Origin of the sequence: Alistipes sp. An116, assembly GCF_002161005.1 — a bacterium.
GTDB classification, from domain to species: domain Bacteria; phylum Bacteroidota; class Bacteroidia; order Bacteroidales; family Rikenellaceae; genus Alistipes; species Alistipes megaguti.
In genome coordinates this window covers 14559-34908 of sequence record NZ_NFLR01000008.1, presented here as the reverse complement: position 1 = coordinate 34908, position 20350 = coordinate 14559, and the positions used below count along the sequence as shown (strand labels likewise).

General features: G+C 60.5%; 15 protein-coding genes, 1 tRNA gene and 1 pseudogene. 7 read left to right on the top strand and 10 right to left on the bottom strand.

Annotated elements, in window-relative coordinates; all coding sequences use genetic code 11:
- The 5 genes from B5E60_RS07040 (at position 1) to B5E60_RS07020 (ending at position 5761) form a co-directional block, all read left to right on the top strand.
- Positions 1–333, top strand: a complete 333-nt coding sequence (locus tag B5E60_RS07040; RefSeq protein ID WP_087310714.1) for a DNA-directed RNA polymerase subunit omega — start codon at positions 1–3, stop codon at positions 331–333.
- Between the two features lie 13 nt (positions 334–346).
- A complete protein-coding gene (gene coaBC / locus B5E60_RS07035; protein WP_087310712.1) occupies positions 347–1579 on the top strand; it encodes a bifunctional phosphopantothenoylcysteine decarboxylase/phosphopantothenate--cysteine ligase CoaBC in 1233 nt (410 codons plus the stop codon).
- A gap of 51 nt (positions 1580–1630) precedes the next feature.
- Positions 1631–3274, top strand: a complete 1644-nt coding sequence (recN, locus tag B5E60_RS07030; protein ID WP_087310710.1) for a DNA repair protein RecN — start codon at positions 1631–1633, stop codon at positions 3272–3274.
- An 81-nt stretch (positions 3275–3355) separates the two neighbouring features.
- Entirely contained in the window at positions 3356–3967 is a 612-nt protein-coding gene (locus B5E60_RS07025) for a hypothetical protein (RefSeq protein WP_087310899.1), read from the top strand.
- Positions 3968–3988: 21 nt separating this feature from the next.
- Complete coding sequence (locus tag B5E60_RS07020) at positions 3989–5761, top strand: erythromycin esterase family protein (RefSeq protein WP_087310708.1); 1773 nt, start codon at positions 3989–3991, stop codon at positions 5759–5761.
- A 131-nt stretch (positions 5762–5892) separates the two neighbouring features.
- On the opposite strand, the gene groL is transcribed toward B5E60_RS07020, so the two are convergent.
- Positions 5893–7521, bottom strand: coding sequence for a chaperonin GroEL (gene groL / locus B5E60_RS07015; protein ID WP_087310706.1), 1629 nt, complete (start codon positions 7519–7521; stop codon positions 5893–5895).
- 18 nt (positions 7522–7539) lie between these two features.
- The gene (locus tag B5E60_RS07010) at positions 7540–7809 is read right to left on the bottom strand and encodes a co-chaperone GroES (protein WP_087310704.1); all 270 of its coding nucleotides are present in this window, start codon (positions 7807–7809) and stop codon (positions 7540–7542) included.
- Positions 7810–8050: 241 nt separating this feature from the next.
- On the opposite strand from B5E60_RS07010, the gene B5E60_RS07005 reads away from it, so the two are divergent.
- Together B5E60_RS07005 and B5E60_RS07000 are read left to right on the top strand one after the other, a co-directional pair.
- Positions 8051–8127: transfer RNA gene (locus B5E60_RS07005), tRNA-His, on the top strand.
- 274 nt (positions 8128–8401) lie between these two features.
- Positions 8402–9617 (top strand): annotated as a pseudogene (locus B5E60_RS07000) (site-specific integrase).
- Positions 9618–9689: 72 nt separating this feature from the next.
- Here the strand turns inward: B5E60_RS07000 and B5E60_RS14330 are convergent.
- The 8 genes from B5E60_RS14330 to B5E60_RS06960 all read right to left on the bottom strand — a co-directional run bounded on the left by B5E60_RS14330 (position 9690) and on the right by B5E60_RS06960 (position 20348).
- On the bottom strand, positions 9690–9815 hold the full coding sequence (locus B5E60_RS14330) for a hypothetical protein (protein ID WP_262481283.1): 126 nt from the start codon (positions 9813–9815) through the stop codon (positions 9690–9692).
- A gap of 440 nt (positions 9816–10255) precedes the next feature.
- A complete protein-coding gene (locus B5E60_RS06995) occupies positions 10256–10393 on the bottom strand; it encodes a glycoside hydrolase family 20 zincin-like fold domain-containing protein (protein WP_162611604.1) in 138 nt (45 codons plus the stop codon).
- 479 nt (positions 10394–10872) lie between these two features.
- Positions 10873–12450, bottom strand: a complete 1578-nt coding sequence (locus B5E60_RS06985) for a beta-N-acetylhexosaminidase (RefSeq protein WP_087310698.1) — start codon at positions 12448–12450, stop codon at positions 10873–10875.
- Positions 12447–13661, bottom strand: a complete 1215-nt coding sequence (locus tag B5E60_RS06980; RefSeq protein ID WP_087310696.1) for a GDSL-type esterase/lipase family protein — start codon at positions 13659–13661, stop codon at positions 12447–12449. The genes B5E60_RS06985 and B5E60_RS06980 overlap by 4 nt, the downstream gene beginning before the upstream one ends.
- A 56-nt stretch (positions 13662–13717) precedes the next feature.
- Entirely contained in the window at positions 13718–15865 is a 2148-nt protein-coding gene (locus tag B5E60_RS06975) for a SusE domain-containing protein (protein WP_087310694.1), read from the bottom strand.
- A gap of 15 nt (positions 15866–15880) precedes the next feature.
- Entirely contained in the window at positions 15881–17578 is a 1698-nt protein-coding gene (locus B5E60_RS06970; RefSeq protein WP_239403264.1) for a xylose ABC transporter, read from the bottom strand.
- Between the two features lie 25 nt (positions 17579–17603).
- Complete coding sequence (locus tag B5E60_RS06965) at positions 17604–18719, bottom strand: FISUMP domain-containing protein (RefSeq protein ID WP_087310690.1); 1116 nt, start codon at positions 18717–18719, stop codon at positions 17604–17606.
- A gap of 18 nt (positions 18720–18737) precedes the next feature.
- A complete protein-coding gene (locus B5E60_RS06960; protein WP_239403263.1) occupies positions 18738–20348 on the bottom strand; it encodes a RagB/SusD family nutrient uptake outer membrane protein in 1611 nt (536 codons plus the stop codon).
- Positions 20349–20350 lie beyond the last annotated feature (2 nt).

Below are 20350 nucleotides of genomic sequence, written 5' to 3'. Positions count from 1 at the left end.
ATGGAAATCAAGAAGAACATCCCCAACAACACCATCACGCGCAAGCTGGTGGATCTGGACAAGGAGACCGGCAACGTCTACGAGAGCATCAACATCATCGCCCGACGCGCCAATCAGATTGCCACGGAGCTCAAGACCGAGCTCAACCGCAAACTCGCCGACTTCTCGTCGCCGACCGACACCATGGAGGAGACCTTCGAAAACCGCGAGCAGATCGAAATCTCGCGCTACTACGAGCGCCTGCCCAAACCGACGATCATCGCCACCGAGGAGTTCCTCGATCACGAACTGGTCTACAAGGAGGGCAAGGACGATACCTTCAAGGAGATCTAATCCCCGGGCGACAATGACCTCTCCGACTGCGGCGGGCCACGATTTGGCCGGCCGTCACATTCTCCTGGGCATCACGGGCAGCATAGCGGCTTACAAGGCTGCCATGCTGTGTCGTTTATGGAAGACGGCAGGCGCCGAAGTACAGGTGGTGATGACCCCGCTGGCCAAACAGTTCATCACCCCGCTGACGATGGCCACCCTCTCCAAGCGGCCCATTCTGGTGGAGTTCTTCGATCCGGAGAACGGTGCCTGGAACTCCCACGTCTCGCTGGGCGAATGGGCCGACTGCTACGTGATCGCTCCGGCCACGGCCAACACGCTGGCCAAGATGGCCACGGGCGTGGCCGACAATCTGTTGCTGACGACCTATCTTTCGGCGCGCTGTCCGGTGGTCGTGGCCCCGGCCATGGACCTGGACATGTACGCCCACGAGGCCACGCAGCAGAATCTCCGTACGCTGGCCGCCCGCGGAGTGCGGATCGTCGAACCCGGCGAGGGAGAACTGGCCAGCGGCCTGAGCGGCAAGGGCCGCATGGCCGAACCGCAGCAGATCGCCGAATACGTCGGGAGGCTGCTCGGCGAAACGGACGAAAAAAAAAAGACGCTCGCCGGTAAACGGATGATCGTCACGGCCGGAGCCACGATCGAGGCAATCGATCCCGTGCGCTTCATCTCGAACCACTCGTCGGGCAAGATGGGCTACGCCATCGCCGGCGAACTGGCCGCACGCGGTGCCGAGGTGACCTTGGTCTCGGGCCGTACGGCGCTGCCTACCCCGCCGGGAGTCGAGCGGGTGGATGTTCTCTCGGCCGCCGAGATGTACGAAGCCACGGTGAAGGCCTTCGATCGGGCGGACGGAGCGGTGATGTGTGCCGCCGTGGCCGATTACACCCCCGAAAGCGCCTCCGAAACCAAACTCAAGAAGGGCGACGGCGAACTCTTTATCCGTCTGCGCCGCACGCAAGACATTGCCGCCGAGCTGGGTGCCCGCAAGGGCGGCCGTCTGCTGGTGGGATTCGCCCTGGAGACCAACGACGAGAAGGCCCACGCCCAGTCGAAACTCCAGCGCAAGAACTTCGACTTTATCGTATTGAACTCGCTGCGCGACGCCGGCGCCGGATTCCGCGGCGACACGAACAAGGTGACGCTCATCGACCATGCGGGCAGCGAGGAGCTTCCGCTGATGTCAAAACGCGAGGTGGCCGAACGCATTGTCAACCGTATCGAGGGGCTGTTGACCCGCTGACGGCCGCGTCCCGCGACAGCCAATCACTGAACAATCAATTCCGAAAAAACTATGCTGCGTCGTCTGTCGGTTGAAAATTACGCACTTATCGACAAACTCGAAATGGAGCTGGACCCCCATCTGAACATCATCACGGGTGAGACGGGAGCCGGCAAATCGATCCTGCTCGGGGCGCTGGGGCTGCTGCTGGGGGCCAAGAACGACGGTTCGGCCATGAAGGATGCGGCCCGCAACTGCACCGTGGAGGGGACCTTCGACCTGAAGGGGTGCGGACTGGAGCCCTTCTTCGAGGAGAATGACCTCGACTACGCGGAGGAGACCTCCCTGACGCGCATCATCACCCCGGCGGGCAAGAGCCGGGCCTTTGTCAACGACGTCCCGGTGCAGCTGGCCCAGCTGCGCGAACTGGGCACACGGCTGATCGACATCCATTCGCAACACCAGAACCTGATCCTCTCGTCGGAGGAGTTCCGCACGTCGGCCCTCGACACCGTGGCCGGAAACGGCGAGCTGCTGACCCGCTACGGCGAGCAGTACGGCCGGATGTGCGAGCTGCGCCACCGGCTGGCCGCCCTGCGCGAGGAGGCCGAACGGGGACGCCGCGACGAGGAGTGGCTGCGCTTCCAGACCGACGAACTGACGGCTGCCGCCCTGCGCGAAGGCGAGCAGGCCGAACTGGAGGAGGAGCTCGCCGTGCTGGAGAATGCCGACCGCATCGGCGAGACGCTGACCGAGCTGCGCAATGCGCTGGACAGCGACGAGACCGGTGTGCTGATGCAGTTGAAAAATGCCGAAAACAACCTCGCGCACCTGCGTGACCGCTACCCCACGGCCGGTGAATATGCCGACCGGCTGCACGCCGTACTCGAGGAGCTGAAGGATATCGACGCCTCGGCCGCCAACGAGAGCGAGCGGCTCGATGCCGATCCCGAGCGACTGGCCAAACTCTCGGCACGGCTCGATACGCTGATCGCCCTGCAGCAGAAATACCACGTGGCGGACGAGGCGGAACTGATCGCCCTGCGCGAACGGAGTGCCGCACAGCTGGCCGCCATCGTCCACGGCGACGAGGCAATTGCCGAGGCCGAAAAGGCCCTCACAGAGGCGGTCGGGAAGGCCGAAGCGCTGGCCGAACGGCTGCACAAGGCCCGCGAAAAGGCTGCAACGGGGTTTGCCCGGGAGATTCTCGCGACGCTGACCAAGCTGGGGATGGCCGAGACGGTTTTCCGCGTGGAGCTGACGCCCCGCGCAGAGCTGGACCGCACGGGCCGCGATGAGGTGCAGTTCCTCTTCACGGCCAACGCCCGCATGACGCCGCAACCCGTCGAGCGGATCGCCTCGGGCGGTGAGCTTTCACGCGTGATGCTGGCATTGAAGGCCCTGCTGGCCAAGCGGATGCAGCTGCCGACGATCATCTTCGACGAGATCGATACGGGCGTTTCGGGCCGCATTGCCGACGCCATGGGCGAGATCATCGAGTCGCTGGCCGGTTCGATGCAGGTAGTCGACATCACCCACCTGCCGCAGGTCGCCTCGAAAGGATCGACCCACTTCGTGGTCTACAAGCGCAACAGCCGGACGGAGATCACCCGCCTGAGCGACGACGACCGCATTGCCGAGATTGCCAAGATGCTCTCCGGGGCACAGATCACCCAGGCCGCCGTGGCACAGGCCCGGATTCTGCTGGGGAGATAACGGACGGCAATCGTCAGAACGATCCATTCCCGGCGGCTTCCACCCCCGGGAATTTTTCATAGCCGAACAACGATGAACCATATGAAAACGATCCTAGCCCTGGCGGCCGGGAATCAACAACGGGCGCGGGAGATCATCCGCGAAATGGGACTGCACGAAGCGTGGCAGGCTGTCGGAGCACGTACCGAGGAGGTCGGCTCGCTCCGCTCGGGGCTGCTCTGCAAACACCTCGACATCGACCTGCACGTCTACTCACCGACCCCGCTTCGCGTGGAAAGGAGTTTTGCTGCTGCGGCCCGTATTGCCGCCCATCCGCGGATCCGCCGCATGGAGTATGCCAACCTGCTCGATGCCGAAGACCGGTGCCTGGAGTGGCATGCGCAATACGAGGATCACGACGGCCGTCTCTGGCAGATCGACATGATCCACATGGCGGAAGGTTCACCCTGGGCAGGCTATTTCGAACGGGTGGCCGACCGCATTGCGGCTACGCTGACCGAGGAGACGCACGAAGCGATTCTGCGGCTGAAGTACGAAACGCCCGACGAGGAGCATATCCCGGGCATTGCCCTCTACCGGGCGGTGATCGAGGGCAGCGTCCGGAGCCGGGCGGAACTTAAGGCCTGGCTGCAGGCGAATCCCGTCGAGGGGATCGTCACCTGGATGCCCGAACCAAACCGAACAGAACCCTAAACCGACCGAAACCATACGACCATGAGCTACTCCCCTCCCCTTATCCGGCTCCTTGCAGGCGCACTGCTTCTCGGCAGCACACTGCTATGCGGATGCAACCGCACGACGCTTTACAATCTCGATTTCGAGGACACCGACTACCGGAACCACCCCTCCCAATGGAGCCTGCCCGACTCGGTCTACTACGGCTACGCCGCCGCAAGCGACCGCAACTGCCGCAAACACGGCGGCTACAGCCTGCGGCTGGAGCAGGTCGATACGACCAAATACACATGGGCCCGCTTCTCCCAGGAGCTGCCCGACACGCTGGTAGCCGGCCACGAGATCGAACTCAGTGGCTGGGTCCGTACGGAGGAGGTCACCGAGGGATTTGCCGATCTGTTCCTTATCCTCACCGAAACGGAAGACGACGATCTCCTGGCGGCCGACACTGCGGGACGCGGCCTGCGCGGCACGACGGAGTGGCAGCGCATGGTGCTCCGGCAGCAGATACCCGACTCGGCCTCGGGCGTCCGTTTCGGCGGCCTGCTGAAAGGCGGAGGCCGGGCCTGGTTCGACCGGTTCGAAATCCGGATTGACGGCCGCAAACTCCGCGATCCACGCATCCCGGTCCCCAAAAGCCGGCTCACACGGTGCGAGAAGGCGGAGCTTCGGCGTTATATCCATCCGCTGAGCGGGTGCGACGCGACCGATGCGGACTCCGTCGACCTACGGTCATTCGACACATTGATCGGTCGCAGTCAGGTGGTTGCCCTGGGCGAGAACTCCCACGGAGCCAGCGAAATTTTCCGCATGAAGGAGCGTCTGATCCGCCACCTGGCCACCCGACAGGGGTTCGACCAGGTGGTCTTCGAAGCCGACATGGCCGCGGGCATCCCGCTGGACAACTACCTGCGCAACGGTCAGGGAACGGCCATAGCGGCGCTCTTCGGACTGGAAATGTGGATCTGGGATACGCACGAGGTGCTCTCGCTGATCGAGTGGATGCGGCAGCGGAACGTCGACGGCCATCCGATCCATTTCCGGGGCATCGACATGCAGTCGGCCAATCAGGCCGTGAAGCTGTTGCGCCAGGAAGCGGGAAAGGATGCCACCACCCGGCAGCTGCTGGATGAAATCGCCCCGAAGCTGGACAGCGTGCTGAGCTACGACCGCAGGAATCGGGCCCGGATCGACTCGCTCGCGGCCTCCGGAATCGAACGCAACCTCAACCGGATCGAGAGCCGGATCGACCGTTCAGCCACAGATGCCCGAAGTGGCACCCTGCAGCGGCAGCTGGTCACCCTCATCAGACAGTACCTGGGTCTGGACGAGGGGGTCTACTGGCGGGATCGCTGCATGGCGGAGAATCTGCTGTGGATCCGGCAGCAAAATTCCGATTCGCGGATGGTCATCTGGGGCCATAACGGCCACGTCTCCCGAGCGGAGAACCGAATGGGACGCCATCTGGAGGAGGCGCTCGGTGCCGATTACCTCAATGTCGGCTTCACCTTCCACGCCGGGCGCTGCTCGATCATCGTCCCCGGCTCGGAGGAGCTGCAGCACGACGTGCAGACGGCCCCGCCCGGAACGATCGAGTATCTGCTCCACCAACTCGACGAACCGTTCTTCGTGCTCGACCTGCGACGGTTGCGCGAGGAGCAGTCACCCGCCCTCGAATGGATCAACGGCATGAAGTTCCGCCACATCGGCGCGTTGAGATGGGAGGATGAATTCTGGGACGAAGGGCTCGCCGATCAGTTCGAGCTCCTGATCTACATCGACCGCGTCACCCCCTCGCAACTGCTCTTCTGATCTGAACCCGCGCCTCAACCGGCCGGCACTCCGGATGCCGCCTCCGGGCACAAACGGACACAAAAAAGCCGGGACACTCATACTGAGTGTCCCGGCTTTCATTCAGGCTGTCGGCTGACAGCGGCCGATCATTACATCATGCCGCCCATGCCACCGGCCGGCATCGCAGGTGCAGGCTGCTCGGACTTCTTCTCGGCCAGCACGCACTCCGTCGTCAGGAACATCGAGGCAATCGAAGCGGCGTTCTCCAGAGCCACACGCGAGACCTTCGTCGGGTCGATGATACCGGCTGCAAGCATGTCCTCGTACTTGTCGTCGCGGGCGTTGTAACCGAAGGCACCCTGGCCCTCACGCACCTTGTTGACAACTACCGAGCCTTCGCCACCGGCATTGGCCACGATCTGACGCAGCGGCTCCTCAATGGCACGCTTTACGATCTGGATACCGGTCGTCTGATCCTCGTTGTCGCCCTTCATGCCCTCAAGAGAGGCCGTAGCGCGGATGTAGGCTACGCCGCCACCCGGAACGATACCCTCTTCGACGGCGGCACGCGTTGCGGCCAGCGCATCGTCGACGCGGTCCTTCTTCTCCTTCATCTCGACCTCGGTCGTGGCACCCACGTAGAGGACGGCCACACCACCGGCCAGCTTGGCCAGACGCTCCTGGAGCTTCTCCTTGTCGTAGTCCGACGTAGCCTTCTCGATCGAGGCGCGGATCTGGGCAACACGGGCTGCAATGGCCTCCTTCTTGCCGGCACCGTCGACGATCGTCGTGTTCTCCTTGTTCAGCGTCACCTTGTCGGCCGTACCCAGCATGTCGAGCGTCGTATCCTCGATCTTCATGCCCTTGTCGGCCGAGATCACGGTGGCACCCGTCAGTACGGCGATATCCTCAAGCATCTCCTTGCGGCGGTCACCGAAGCCCGGCGCCTTGCAGGCGGCGATCTTCAACGTACCGCGCAGTTTGTTGACCACCAGGGCCGACAGCGCCTCGCCGTCGACATCCTCGGCAATGATCAGCATCGAACGGCCGCTCTGGGCTACGGGCTCCAATATGCCCATCAGCTCCTTCATCGTCGAAATCTTCTTGTCGGTGATCAGGATATAGGGTTTCTCCAGCTGGGCCTCCATCTTCTCGGGATCGGTGATGAAGTAGGCCGAGATGTAACCGCGGTCGAACTGCATACCCTCGACTACCTCGACATGAGTCTCGGTACCCTTGGCCTCCTCGACGGTGATCACACCCTCCTTGTTGACCTTGGCCATTGCCTCGGCGATGAGCTTACCGATGTTGTGGTCATTGTTGGCCGAGATGGTGGCTACCTGCTCGATCTTGGCGAAGTCCGAACCGACCTCCTGGCTCTGGGCGCGCAGCGACTCAACCACCTTGGCGACGGCCTTGTCGATACCGCGTTTGAGATCCATCGGGTTGGCACCGGCGGTGACGTTCTTCAGACCCACACCGATGATCGACTGGGCGAGCACCGTAGCGGTGGTCGTACCGTCACCGGCATCGTCGTTGGTCTTCGAGGCGACCTCCTTGACCATCTGGGCGCCCATGTTGGCGAACGAATCCTCCAGTTCGACCTCCTTGGCTACCGTGACTCCGTCCTTGGTCACCTGGGGTGCACCGAACTTCTTATCGATAATGACGTTGCGACCTTTCGGGCCCAGCGTCACCTTGACTGCATTCGACAGCGCATCGACACCCTCCTTGAGGAGTTCACGCGCTTCCACATTATATTTGATTTCCTTTGCCATGGTTGTTCCGTTTTAACGTTAGATAATTGCCAGAATGTCGTTCTGCTTCATGATCAGATAGGTCTCGCCGTCGATCTGGATCTCCTGTCCGGCATACTTGCCGTAGAGGACCTGGTCACCGACCTTGACCTCCATCTTCACCTCCGAGGTACCGGGGCCTACGGCCACCACTTTACCAGCCAGGGGTTTTTCCTTTGCCGTGTCGGGGATAATCAGTCCGCCGGCAGTCTTCTCCTCCGCGGGATTCGGGAGAATCAGCACGCGATCCGATAAGGGTTTTACGTTCATAGCACTTAATTTTTAATTGTTACTATCTAATTTTCTTTCGAATAATCGCTTCAACAAGCATCCACTCTTCCAACAATAGATGTGCCAATCGGTTTTTGGCAGATTCGGGGTGACAAACGAGCAGGCGGACTGCCATTTTGTCACCCGCAGAAAATTCCCGTACATTTTCCGACCGATTTTTTTGGAGGGAACAAAAAAACGTATTACCTTTGCACACCGATACGGGAATCGTATCGACATGGTGGATGTAGCTCAGTTGGTTAGAGCGTCGGATTGTGGTTCCGAAGGCCGAGGGTTCGAGCCCCTTCTTCCACCCCAGAGCGCCGAGGGAGAAAGTCCAAGAGAGTGGGCAGGGAAGCGCTAAAACGAGTAAAAAGCCTTATGTATCAATGATATGTAAGGCTTTTTCATTTTTGTACGGTTCTTGAGAATGCATTTTCAGGCAACGCGTCCGAGACCAAATCGTGACCTGTTTTGCTTCGGGACGAAAACAGGTCACGATTTACACACAATGCATTGTTTTACACCGATTTGCGTCGCAACAGTTCCCATGCTGCAAACGTTTGTTTAACCCCTTAAAAAACATGCAGCCATACGTCGAACAACCTTCTCCGTGGTCTTCTTCTGCAAGAAGGCCCGAATCTCCAAAAAGGGCAAAGCCCCGATCTATGCCCGAATCACCACCTCCGGCCTGTCGACCGAAATCTATACACAGTGCCAGATCGAGCCTGAACGCTGGAACCAACGTCTGGAACGTTCCCTATCGGGACAAGGTGGCCCTGCAAATTAACGGCATCGTGGACAGCTATCGGGCCAATATTCTGGCGGCCTACGATGCTCTGATTCGGGAGGGCAGAATACCGGACTGCTTCACCATCAAGGAGCGGCTCGAGAATCCGGGCGGCACCTCCCGACTCTTCCTTGCCGAATTCTCGAAATACTGCGAAAAACGGCTGCAGAAGGTCGGCACCCGTATCACACAGCTCACGGCCAACAAGTACCACCGTCTGCTGCGCTACATGACCGAATACACCCAAGTTCAACATCAAAAAGAGGACCTGCCGCTGGACAGGATCTCCTACGAGTATATCGACGGGCTGAACACCCATATGCAGACGCGGCACAAATGCAGGAACAACGGAGCGGTCAATCTGCTGTGCTATCTGAAGAACTTCATCCTCTATGCTATCCGGAACGAGTGGATCGGGAAGAATCTCTTCCGCTTCTACAAGATGAAGATCGACAAGACGAATGTCAAGGTGCCGCTGACGAAGGCGGAGCTGGACCTGCTGCTGAAACGCCCGATGCCCAACGAGCGTCTGGACCGCATCCGGGATGTCTTTTGCTTCTGCGCACTGACGGGACTGGCCTTCACGGATGTCGACCACCTGCGGCCCGAGCACATCACGACCGACGAGAACGGCACCCTGTGAATTCACAAACCACGGGAGAAGACCTCGGTGATGAGCCGCGTTCCGGTGCTTCCGCCGGCGGCGGCCCTGCTGGAGAAGTACCGCGACGATGCCAACTGTCGGGCGCGGGGCAAGCTGCTGCCCGTTCCGAGCAATCAGAAGATGAACGCCTACCTGAAGGAGATTGCCGATATTTGCCTGATCAACAAAAATCTGACAGTCCACCTGGCAAGACATACGTTCGCCACGCTGGCAATCGAATACGGGATGCCGATTGATATAATCGCCAAGATCCTCGGACACTCGAATACCAACATGACCCGTCATTATGCCAAAATATCCGAGGCGAATATCAGCCGCGAGATGCAAAAAATCGGGAAAATCCTAACGGTCTGATACCGGCAAACGACCGGGCGGCGAGGAACCATTTCAGTCCCTTGCAGCCGATCGTTTATGGAAGAAAACAGTTTACTTCTGGCTTAACTCAACCAGCGTGCCCCGCAGCGTATCAAGGAAGTGGGTCAGGCGGTTCTTGCGGTTCAGAACGGCCCAGCGGCAGTTGTGCGGGTTCTTGAAACTCAGATTGATGTTCATTGCATGGCGGAGTTTGAGAAATTTGCTACGACTGAATCTTTTTGCCATATTGATAAAAGAGACAAATAACACCCCTAATTGATTATGATTTAATAATGTTTTAAGATGCAACTTTTCTTCAAAAAAGCCACGCCCAATATTTAGACTAAATACAAGACCCCGTCTGCAATGAAATTTATTTACAAATCAGCACGCGAATCAATATGGGATACTTTTCGAAAGTGTATTTTAAATAGAACTGATAAATTTTACTTTGAGCATGGTCATCCAAACATTATATATGATTTCCTCAAAAAAGATTTGCTCTAATGGAACAACATATTTTCTACTGACCAATGTGTCGATGAACTCCTTAACCTCGTCGACCATCCAGAAACAACGCCCAAAGTCGAGTATGCCGCCGCGATATCCGAAACAGGGCTTGTCCACGATCGACGTGGTCACTTGGCACCGCGTCCTGCGACGGTCAGCTGCCGCAGGCTCTGCAAACCATAGAAGACGCCTTGCGCGGATCCTCCGCGGAGGCTGATGCCCGTCGTGGCGACGTCGAGCGTGTAGGTTTTGGCGCTGAGACACAAGCTGCCCGATGCGAAAAGAACGAGCGTCGGAAGCAATTTTTTTTCATATCTAAGTTATTGTCGCAGCACTCCGGACCAGATCCTGTATCCCTCCTCTGTGAGATGGGGCCCGTCGGTCGTGTATTGGGCTTTCAGTCCATGGTCATCCGTCAGTCCGCGATTTAGGCCTGGCCTGTCGATCCGCTGTTGATTGGCGAGGATCACCTCCGATGAGACGTCGTTGAACAGATCGTTGATGCCACCTTGCACAAAGCAGATTGCGGGCTGGACTGCGTCATGCTGGAGAGTATCTGTCCCAGTGGCCAGCCCATCGAACACGGCAGCGTTCCGCGAACCATTCCGAAAACGACGGAAGGGCGCGAGATGGTGGGAGTGGTCGGGGATACCGAGTCAACAGTAGGCGAGCCGAATACATGCGGGATTTCCACACCAACGGAGAATGTGGAAGCGAAGCCCATCGAGAATGCGATTGCGGAGACTCACTCCTCCTTGCCGTCGAAGAAATAGGTGGCGTAGTTGAGCCCTGCAGCGTCGTAGCATTTGCGCAGCGTCGACATGCGGCGCGTGAAATCCGCGAAATCCTTGCGGTCGTAGGCCCATCCGACCTCGGCCACGGCGGCCAGTCGCGGCAGCAGCATGTGTTTCAGATGGGTGGCCGTTGCGATGTACTCCGTCCAGAGGTTGGCCTGCACGCCCAGAATATAGTCTTGCTCCGTGTCGTTGAGCTTCTCGTAGGGATCCAGCCGGTAGACCTCGCGCATGGGCAGGAAGCCGCCGATGCCGAGCGGTTCGTGAACGGGATCCTTAGTCTGGAAATAGTCGAGGTAGCAATGGGTATTGGGAGTCATGATGACGTGGTTGCCCGCCTTGGCGGCCGCGATGCCGCCTTCGGAACCGCGCCATGACATGACGGTGGCGGTCTTCGACACGCCGCCTTCGAGGATCTCGTCCCAGCCGATGATCTCGCGGCCGTGCTCACGGAGCCACGTTTCGATGCGGCGGACCGTGTAGCTCTGCAATTCGGACTCATCTTTCAGCCCCTCCTCCCGGATGCGCTGCTGACACAGCGGACACGCCTTCCAGCTCTCCTTCGGACACTCGTCGCCGCCGATGTGGATGTATTTCGACGGGAAGAGCCCGATCACCTCGGCGAGGACGTTTTGCAGAAACTCGAACGTGGTCTCCTTGCCCGGGCAGTAGACGTCGGAACTGATGCCCCAGGTCGTGCGAACCTCATAGCCTTCGCCCCGACACCCCAGCCAGGGATAGGAGGCAAGCGCCGCAACGGCATGCCCGGGAAGTTCGATCTCGGGGATGACCGTGATGTAACGCTCGGCGGCATAGTCCACGATGTCGCGGATCTCGCGCTGCGTGTAATAGCCGCCGCAGGGAGTCCGGTCGTATTCGCTCGACGTGGAGAGGTGCCCTACGAGCGTCTCCTTGCGGACCGAGCCCACACGGGTCAGCTCCGGATAGCATTTGATCTCGATGCGCCAGCCCTGGTCTTCGGTCAGATGCCAGTGGAAGCGGTTCATCTTGTGCATGGCCAGGATGTCGATGAACTCCTTGACCTCGTCGACCGTCCAGAAGTGGCGCCCCGAGTCGAGCATGCCGCCGCGATATCCGAAACAGGGTTTGTCCACGATCGACACGGCCGCTACGGCACCTCGTCCTGCGACGATCAGCTGCCGCAGGCTCTGCAAGCCGTAGAAGACGCCCTGCGCGGATCCTCCGCGGAGGGTGATGCCCGTCGTGGCGACGTCGAGCGTGTAGGCTTCGGCGTCGAGCAAGGAGTCTATGCCCAGCGAGATGGCGCCCTTGTCGCCGCATTTCAGTTCGCCACCCAGCGTCGGAGCGACCCATTGGGCGAAGAGCTCCGCCGAACGCCGCAATCCGGCTTCGCGGCCGACGGCAATTCCCGACTGCGGGGTTACGTGGAATTCACCCTCCCCGACGGTTGCCGACAGAGGCTTGGGTACAATGCCGACGCCGGCTTCGGCGCCGAGACACAGGTTGCCCGTCGCGAAAAGGACGAGCGTCAGAAGCAGTTTTTTCATATCCGAGGTGTTGTTGTCTGTTTGAGGTTTTGGGTGTCGAGGTATTGCCGCAGCACGCCGGACCAGATTCCGTATCCCTCCTCCGTGAGGTGGGTCCCGTCGGTCGTGTATCGGGCTTTCAGTCCATGGTCATCCGTCAGTCCGCGGTTCAGGTCGAGCCAGTCGATCCCCTGTTCCGCACACCACGCCGCAAGGGCCGTGTTGAGGCTCCGGATGCGTGCATTGAGCACCGCATTGTCGTGAACGAGTAGCACCGACTGGACGACGGGCTGGATTCCGACCTCGCGCAACCGGGTGACGATCCGCTGCTGGTTGGCGAGGATTACCTCCGGCGGGATGTCGTTGAACAGGTCGTTGATGCCGCCCAGCACGAAGCAGAGTGCAGGCCGGGCCGCCAGCACGCAGGTGTCCAGCAGCCAGTCCATCTGCCCGGTCAGAAAACCGCCCTGTCCGGCATTGCGGACATCGTGGCGCCCGAGACGGGGATTCCAGTCCCCGCCGTTGGCTGTCAGGGAGTCTCCCAGCAGGACGATCCGCACCTCCCGGGGCGATGCCGCCAGGATGCGGCGGGCAACCTCGCCGGAGAGTTCCGCACGGGTTGTTGTCGGAAGCTCCTCTCCGCCGGCGTCCATCGCCCGGAGAAAATCCCGCACTTCGGCGACGAGAAGCTCCTGCCCGGCGGCGTTGAGCATCATGCCGTCGAAGGTACAGGCCGGGGCGAGCGCACCGTCCTTGCAGAGCCGCTCCGAGGGGTCGAGGCAGACGATTCCCTGCCCCGCAGCCCACGATCGCAGGGCGTCGTTGAGTTGCCGGATCCGGGCGTTCACGGCGGGATATGCGGCCGAAACCGGCGTTGTCAGGAGCAGCACCGGCCGGATGCCCGTTGTGTCGAGCCGCATGCAGACCGAACGGAAGGCATCCAGAATGCGCGGCAACGGCTGTCCGAGAAGGATCTCCGGCAGACCCGCATGGAGTATGCACGCTGCCGGCCGGCGGTTCAGCAGACGTCGGTCCAGATCCCAGTGCTGCTGGGAGAGAAGGAACTGTCCTTCGCCGGCCTCCGCGACGTCATACTCCGGGAATCTTGTCGCCCAGTCGATGCGGTTTCCCTCCCCGTTCGTGAGGAACCCCACGACGGGCCGGGCTGCCGGGAGGTCGCCCGCGGCGAGCAGGCTGCCGGCCGTCAGAATGAAAAACAGCAGTCGTTTCATGGTTTTCGTGTGTAAAAGGGAGTCCGGACGGAAATCCCGCCCGGACTCCGTGCCGGCTAATCACGGTCGCGGACGCAACGGACGTTGACCAGCATGGATGCCGTACCGTCGCCTTCGCTCCACGGACGCGAATTAAAGTTCCACGGTACGATTTCGTTGCTCCAACCGAATACCTCGAACATCTGTGCCGTCGTGGCGTTGGCCTTGGTCGTGGTCCAGAAGCTAGCCTTGTCCACGGCATTGTCCGGAGCCCCAACGTTGCCGTGCCAGAACTTGCCCGCCGGAACGATGTCCAACCCGAGTTCGTTCGTGCCGGTGTTCCCGGTCCAGTACTGTGCCGACTTGATCCGGGTGGCATCGCTGCCCGCAGCCGTCTGCAAGGCCCGCCACTCCTGCATCGTCGATACGTGCCATCCGTCAGGGCATACGCCCTGCATCCGGGTGTCTTCGGCATCGGTTGCCTCGTCGTAGGTCCGCAGGGCCGTCGGCCAGCTGTAATAGACGCCGCGGATCTTCGGATCGGCAATCAGTTCGTCGGTGTAGCTCTTGGCCGCGGGATTGCCGTAGATCTCGTCAACGGTCGTGAAGGCCGTTCCGTCGCTGTACTTCATGGCCCGCAGGTTCTCGGCCATCCAGAAGTCCTCGCCGATCTTCACGACCTCGTAGACCTCGGGATTCTCCGGGTCGCGCAGGTCTGTGTAGGGACGCAGCATGCCGGTGAGCCGGAGCGACCGGATCTCGGACGGCATCGTCTTGATGTTGACCGTCGAGGTGATGCGCCAGTAGATCGTGCGGGTGAGGTAGGCGCCGCCCAGATCCGAGAGCAGCCCGTCCAGCAGCGCGTGGGTCATCTCTACGGATTTTTCGGTCGTCAGCGGACGTACCTTCGGGGCATTCATCTCGGCGTCGAGGCTGTATTCGAGGGCATAGGTGACGTTGCGGGCGTTGCACTCCCAGGCGGCCGTCGCCAGCACCTCGTCCCGGCTGCCGTAGTCGAGATGGAATTCCGCGCCATCGGCCGGGCCCTCGGTGAGCGTGATGGGGTCGGCTGCCGTCACGGCCTCGAACCGGCGGATGATCACCGTGCGATCCTCCTCCTCGGCCGTGGCGCGCTCCGGGTCGCTCGGAACCACGTTCCAGACGAATTTCTTCTTCTGGGAGGCCACCATGCCGAAGGTCTGTTCCAGCAACAGGTCCAGATCGCTCTGCGAAATCTCGAAATGGCACTCCTCACCGGTTTCGAATGTCGCCTCCTTCTCGAACTCCGCGTCGTAGAGACGCAGGGTGTAGTCGACGCCCGTTGTGTCGCACGACCACTCGAAGCGGACGTTCTCCTCGGCCAGATCCGCATCGAGCAGTACCTCGCCGTCGGCCTCGGGCGCGGCGAGCGTCAGCGCTACCGGATCCTTCGTCACCCGGCGGATCGAGACCTCGCGGACCGAGCTGTTCTCGATCGGGTTGTTCAGGTCGCCCGTGCCGGTCACCTTCCAGTAGACCGTGGCCGCGGTGTTCTTCTCGACTCCGTCGGCCGCGAGCCATTCGTCCATCTCCTGTGTGGTGAAGGCGTGCGACGTCTCGCTTCCGCACTCCGTCGACAGGGTTCCCTCCTCGGGGAAGAGCGGGTCGAGGCTCAACAGCAGCTTGTAGTCGGGGACCGTCGAGGAGCATTCCCACGAGAAGGCGACTTCGGCCTCGGGGGTCTTCTTGTCGAGGAGGATTTCAGCCTCGTTCTCGGGGCTTGTGAGCAGGATCAGCCCCGTGGGGAGATCGCAGCGCGTGATGGTCAGCTGCCGGACCTCGTCGCACCAGCCGACCGTCGGGTCCACGACCGTCACGGTCCAGTAGAGACGGACCGTTTCGCCGATCCCGACCTTCATGGAGCTCAATACGGAGTCGAGCTGCATGGTCGTCAGTTTCCACGACTCGCTGACGCCGGGATCCTGTTCACAGGAGGTCGTGAAGGCCTCGTCCAGTCCGAAATGCAGTTTGTAGTTGATGAAGTGCCGCCGCGAACTCCACGCGAAGGTGAAGAGCGAATCGGGTTGTTCGTAGTCGAGGATGATCACCGTGTCGGCCTGGGGTCGGGTCAGAGAGACCGGCTGCCGTCCGACTTCGTAGAAATCGTTCTCCTTGTTGCAGCTCGATGCCCACAGCGCACTGATGAACAGAGCCGCGATCGCGATATTTCGAATGAGTCTGTACATGGTCGAAGGTGTTTTTTAATGGTTGTAGGCACCGATGTTGCGGGCATCGCCGACGGGCTCTCCCCAGAAGTCCTCGGAGAACGGGAAGATCGGATCCTCGGGGATCCCGATCCCGGCTCCGATGCAGGGTGAATCCGTTGCCAGGCGCAGCCCGTCGAGGATCTCGTCGCGGTCGACGAGGTTGTTGCTGGACGTAAACTCCTCGATCAGACGGACGAACGCCGGGTCGTCCGGGATGTTGGCCGTGTTGTGTTCGCCGCTCCCGGGGATGGTCCCCTCCTGATAGCCGTAGATGCAGTTGTTGCGCAGGATCAATCCCTGGTTGTCGATGAACTCCCCGGCCCCGACCTTCGTAAAGGGATTGGCCGTGCCGGTCGTGTTGTAGAAGATGTTGTTGGTGAAGAGCAGCGAACCGGGGATGTTCGTGTAGTTGTCGAACGTGATGGCTGTATTGTCCGCATGGGTTGCGGCCGAACGGGTCTTGATGATCGTGTTGTTGTAGAAGTGGCACGACCCGACGCGTCCCACAACGTCGATCGTCGACGAGAGGGTCTGTCCGTTGCCCTTCACGTAATCGCGCGTGCCGTCGTTGATGCTGACGTTGTACCGCACGACGGTTCCCTCCTGCGAAACGTAGTTCTTGTCGAAGGAGACGTCGCTGGGGCACAGCATCAGCCATCCGCCCACGTTGTTGTAGGAGATGTTGTATTCGAAGAGCGTGTTTTGGCAGTTCTGGTCGCAGTCGAAGGCCTGTCCGTCCCACGTGGCCTTGTGGTCCTGCACGATGTTGTAGCGGAAGATGGTCCCGTCGCTGTGGATGCACCACAGGGCTGCGGCGGCCTCCATGCGGTACTGGATGCTTTCATCGGCAAAGTCGCCCTGGGCACAGTTGCGGACGATGTTGTATTCGACCAGCGCGTCGTCGCAGCCGTTCACGATGATCTGGTCTCCGGGAATCCCCTCGAAGACGTTGCGCCGAAAGACGAATCCCGTATTGGCCTTGCGTTGCGTGCGGTCGCCCGTGGCCAGATAGCCCGTCAGACCGTCCCGCTGGCAGTTGATGATGCGGCAGTCCTCGACCACCAGATCATTGAACGACGAGGGGTTCGTGCCTCCGATGACATTGTAGTAGAAGATACCCGAACCGCCGCCTCCGTTGTGGTGGGTTTTCGTGCCGTAGACGTCGGCAATCTCGCACCGGCGGATGTGGATGTGGTTCATCACGCCACCCTCGATGTTGTCGGCCTCGATCCGGATGCCGGCGATCTTGGGCCGCGGCTCGTTTCCCTTGTTGGTGATTTTCAGATCCTGCAACTCCCAGTACTGCACGTTGCGGATCAGAATGGTCTCGTAGCTTCCGCCACCTGCGATTTCGGGCAGCGGCAGGCTCTCGTCACCATAGGACCCGAGGACAATCGGGGCCTCGGCCGTTCCGCTGCCGCGGAGCGTGAGCGTGCCGTTATAGACCGTACCCCGTTTGATGAGGATCGTGTCTCCGGCCTTCCAGGGCTGCTCCATGATGCGGTCCACGCTCTCCCAGGCCTGTTCCGGGGAGTGCCCCGTATTGTAGTAAGCGCCGGTTTCGGGATCGATATAGTAGCGATGCGGGTAGGAGACGCCGCCCTTGTCGGTTTCGTTCTTCCAGGACTCCTCTTTCTGACAGGCGACCAGCTGGCTGATGCCCAGCAGCGCCGCGATTATGATGGTGTACATTTTCATCTTTTTCGGATTTAACGGATTACATCGGGTCCATCACGCAGCGGATGGGATACATGTGGTTCTCGACGGTCGGAACAATGCTGTACGACTGGATGTTAAGCGTTGAGGCGTCGTCGTAAATCGACAGAAGTACGGCTTTCGTCGGATCATCGGCCGAGGCCGTGTCTCCGTAGGCGAACTGCATGCCGGCCAACCGGGGCGTCGAGCTCCAGAAACGGGCTGTGAAGGTCGGATCGGTGAGGAACGTGAGCCCTTCGTGCCAATAGAATCCCGAAACCACGACGTTCATCTTGGCGCTGTTCGTGATGGAAGCTGTCGTCGGCCAGTAGGAGGGATCCTTCACGGCATCGGCGCCCGTGTCGGCTCCGAGGTAGTCACGCAGGGCGTTGAATTCGTCGATCGACGGCAGGTGCCACCCTTCGGGGCAGACGCCCTGTACCGATTCTCCGGCCTCATAGGCGGCTTTGGCTTCGTCCCAGGTCATGCGCGTGGCGGCGGCCCATGTGTAGTAGCGGCCGACCTTCTGCACATAGAGCGGGTCGTTGCAGTAACCTTCGCCCATGGCGATCTTGGCCTCGTCGGGCAGCGGTTCCCCGTCGGAGTAGACCGTGGCGCGGAGGTTTTCGGACATGATGGTCATCAGCGAACCGTCGTTGAGGATGAACTGGCAGGCCCCGTAGGTCTGGTTGTCACGGGGGTCGGTGAAGCTCTCGACGAGCGGGATGGCGCTGAAATGGCGCCAGACGCTGCGGACCTCACCGTTGCGGGTCTGCTCGACGCGCCAGAAGAAGCGCTTGTTGCCCGAGAAGTCGGGCCATATCTCGCGCAGCATGTCGAGCGTCTCGGCATTGGTCAGCACGAGCGAGTCCTTGGTCCCCATGTCGAAGGTGACGGCGTTTTCGAAGTACATGTTCACGTCGAACGAGATCCGATACGTGGCGCCGGGACGTGCTTCCCAGGTGAAGATCTGTTTGTCGTCGGGTTTGAAGAAGTCGATTTTCAGCGTTGCGCCTTCGGCGGGCGAGATGGCGCGCGCCCAGGTCGGGTTGACATAATCGACCTTCTGTTCGCAGGAGGTTACCGTTAGGGTGAGCGCCGCGGCGAACGGAATGCAGTATGTTGCAAGCTTTTTCATGTCTGTTCGGATTGTGGATTAGTAGCCGGGGTTCTGGTCGTCGCGGATCAGCGGGTTGGCATTCAGCTCTTTGAGCGGAATGGGCCACAAATAGTCGCGGTCCTTGTTGAAGGAGCGTTTGTCGACGACCACTTCGACGTATTGCCAGTAGGGCGTCGGTTCGCCGCTTACGGGGTAGTATTGGAGTTTCGAGACGTCGAGTCCGTGGGCGTCGGTCATCACCTTTTCGGCGATCTTCCAGCGGCGGATGTCGTGCCAGCGCTGTCCTTCGTGGAAGAGTTCCACGCGGCGTTCGTTGCGGATCAGCGCCCGCATGGTCTCCCTCGTGAGGTTGGGCAGCGACTCCGTGAGCGTGATCATGCCGACGCGCCGACGCAGCGGGTCGATCAACTTGTAGACGCCCGCCGGGCCGTTGAGTTCGTTTTCGGCCTCGGCCCACGCCAGCAGTACTTCGCCGTAGCGCATCAGGATCTTGTCGCCGCCGTCGTTGTCGAGATTCAGCAGCGTCTCGTTGGCGCCCTTCTTGGCGGCAAATCCGGTCTTGTTGTCCCAGTTGGCGGGCTGCCAGTGGGCCTGGTAGCGAGAGGTTCCGTCGCAGCGGTACTCGTCGCCCGGGCAGAGGACGGAGAGTTTCAGCCGCGGGTCGCGGTTGTCGAACGGATGCTCCTCGTCGTAGGTCGGGTCGGCCGGGATCGAGGCTCCGTTGTCGGCTTCGAGCGGCTTGATGGGCAGACCGTTGGCCGTGAAGAAACTGTTGACCATTTCGAGGGTCGTGTTGAACGAGAACCAGTTGTACCACAGCTGGGTCATGTAGCTCGATTGGAGATCCTCGGCGTAGTTGACCTTGAAGATCACCTCCTTGTTTGCCGGGTCGTTGATACCCTCGTCGAGGAACAGCTTGCGGAAGTCGCCGTAGAGGTCATATCCCAACGCCTGGATGGCCTTGGCACATTCGATGACCGTCGCGTGGTCGTATTCGTACTGGGCAATTTGGAGTTTGAGCATCTGCGCCGAGCCTTGGCAGGCCACCTCGCCACCGAGGATGTTGTCGAGGTAGGTGATGGCGTACTTCACATCCTCCTTAATGAAGGTCAGCACCTTGTCGAGATCTTCGCGGGGTGCGTTCTCCTGCGGGGAGTTTTCGTCGACAAGCGGTACGCGGCCGTAGAAGCGTACCAGATCGAAATAGAACCAGGCACGGAGGAACCGCGCTTCGGCCAGGATCTTCTGGCTGTCCGCCTCACTGATGCCTGACGCCATAGCCATCGAACGGATCAGCGTGTTGGCCCGGGAGATGGCCTGCCAGTCCTTGGTCCATTTGAGTTCGGCCCACCAGCTGGCTGCGGTCTGTGTGCCCTGTGCGAATTCGGCGCTGAACTCCCAGGTATGGTGGTTGTAGGAGTTGTCACACATGTTTTCGTAGGTGTAGGGTGTGATGTAGGCCGGAGAGTCGTCGTAGAAGCAGTAGTAGATGCCGGCGAGCATGCTTTTGGCCTGTTTGATGCCTTTGAGGAAGGTGTTGGGCGAGGACTTGTCCACGGGAACCGTGTCGAGATACCCGCTGCAACCGCCCGCTACACCGAGCAGCAGTGCCAGGGCGAGTGTCTTGAAAGTATTCAGGTTTTTCATGG